The sequence below is a fragment of the Mesotoga infera genome (genome assembly GCA_011045915.1).
In the GTDB taxonomy this organism is placed as follows: Bacteria; Thermotogota; Thermotogae; order Petrotogales; family Kosmotogaceae; genus Mesotoga; species Mesotoga infera_D.
Genome location: DSBT01000297.1, coordinates 1 through 2,190, shown reverse-complemented (window position 1 = coordinate 2,190; position 2,190 = coordinate 1). Strand labels below are relative to the sequence as shown.

At 45.8% G+C, this 2,190-nt stretch carries 1 protein-coding gene; it reads left to right on the top strand.

Features of this window, described 5'->3' with window-relative positions:
* The first annotated feature begins 1,229 nt into the window (after positions 1–1,229).
* Positions 1,230–2,102 carry a type II secretion system protein gene (locus ENN47_09630; protein ID HDP78423.1) on the top strand — a complete coding sequence of 291 codons (873 nt, stop codon included), beginning with the start codon at positions 1,230–1,232 and terminating at the stop codon, positions 2,100–2,102.
* Positions 2,103–2,190: the final 88 nt, after the last annotated feature.

The following is a 2,190-nucleotide window of genomic DNA, read 5'->3' as shown; positions in this document are numbered from 1 at the left end:
TCGAGAGCTTCGCTTCGAGAAAGGAAGAGAATTCAAGAACGATCATTTTCTTGCGTGTAACGCGCAGATAGCTTCATTTGAGATACATTTCTCGAAAAGGAGTGCAGTTCGAAACGCGCTTCTCATAAAACACTCCCCACCGCAAGCGGCCCCCCCGCTCGAGCGGGGATTTAAGATCAAAAGCAGAGCGGATCTTGCGAATCGAGAAAGAGATTATCGAGAGGTTCGCTAAGCTCACGAGAAAAGAGAGAGAGGGAAACCAGTCTGCTGACCCAAGCTTCTTCTAAGTCTTGCAACTGCTCTTCACAACAGAGTTTTCTCGTAAGCGAAAACAGGTTCTTTCCCCGCGAAGCGGGCATTGCGACCAATGATCCTAGCCAGCCTTGTGTACCACCGAAGGTGGCATCACTTCCGCCGATGCTTCTCGGCGCCTTGCGTCTTAGAACATGCAACTGAGCTTTTACAAACGATCAGCGAATTCTAAGAACGAAGAACAGATTCTAGCTCTGGAAGGAAGAACATCTTTCTTTGCCAACCCACGACTCCGGTTTATCAAAGACCCAGATCCCGGGTCAAGCCCGGGATGACGGCGTTTGGTAGTTCTGAAAATGCCACAGTTCGTCATACTTAACTCGATTCAGCATCTCGCTCCTTCAATAAGACGAGTCGATAAAGAGCGTTGTAGAGACGTTCGCTGCGCTCACCGAGAGGAAGAGATTGCTTATTTTGCTCGTTATCGAGATCATGAACCAGATCCCGTATAGGAACACTACGGGATGACGAAGTGAGGCGCTTCCGAAAGCCGCTTCTGTTCGCCAGACCCAGACCCTGTAATCGATACCCTGCTCTTGATTCCGTCATGCCGGGCAGTAATTCGGCATCTCGATCTTAGTTTCTGAGCTTGGCCAATAACGAAGAACAGATCCTCGCTCTGGAACGAACAACGTTTTCGGCGAACGGAGAACCGCTGAACCGCTAACCGACCTCACGTTGCTTTCTCTAGCTCGTCACATGCTATCCCCGACCACAGTTTGATGAGAATCTTCCGCATCGGTTCGAGAAGGTATTTCTTCAGTCACTTTTGGACATCTAGAGAGCTTTCTTGACTAACAGGACTAAATTAACTTGAGCTTTGCAGTTAATTACGAAGGCTTCGATGAGATGAATCAAGTATGCTGGCACGCTGTTGCATTAACACAGTCGACCATAATTGGGGAGAGTGAAATAACATGATAGAAGAGTGTTTTGGAGATGACAGAAGAAAGGGTTTTTCAATAGTAGAATTGCTGATCGTTCTCTCAGTTGTTGCTGCACTTATTGCTGTTATTGCTCCTATAGGGACGAATACACTGCGCAAATCTGCGGCCGTTTCCGTTGCAAGAGATCTCAAAATGCTTTCTAATGCTTTGTCCAACAAGATCTATCTCGACGGAGATTTACCTGAGTCGATTGACGAACTCGGGAGGAATGTCGACTCTACTTCGTTTGGGGCTGCGTGGAAGGAGAATGAAGACGGTGAATACATCTACTTTGTCTTCACTAACCGCGAAGTGGATTTTGAGAGTGTGTCGGAGATTCTCACTGATTCAAGGCAGGGAGTTCCTTTCGAAATAGATGATTATGTCTTTCTTGGAAACGGTTTGCAGGAGGATTCGTTGAACTCAGAAGTAATCTATTACAGTCTTTTCGGACCAGATTCGGCGGTTCCGCTCACTGAATTCGGGTCGAGTTTTGAGGAGATTAGCAATGGTTTGATACAACTTATCCAGGAGTTCTTTGAAAACCATGGAAATTATCCCAGAGATTGGTCTGACTACCGTTACGATGATCTTGGTCTTAACAAGGCTTCCTGGATACCTTCAATCAATGGAGTGGTCTACAAGCCTTCCGGAAGACTTCTAAGAGTAATACCTGATTCGGACCACAAATTCATCTTCAACTTCCTCGATTCGTCCGATAAGTTTGAACTTACAAGTAGTTTTAACTGGGACCTTATATTTAATATTGGAGATGATTCTTCTGATACCGGGCATTGGTACCTAAATTCCATCGAAGGAAGAAAAATCGACATCTCAACTCTAAAGATTGTTAAGGTAGAATAATTGCTAGAAGAATATCTGACGGCAGAGTCTCGAAGTTTGTGAGTTTCGTTCGATGCTCGTGGGGATACAAGAAACCTATCCCTTTTCC

What these genes read in the sequence shown, in the direction of transcription:
- ENN47_09630 (HDP78423.1), top strand. Translation starts at nt 1,230, where the DNA reads ATGATAGAAGAGTGTTTTGGAGATGACAGAAGAAAGGGTTTTTCAATA.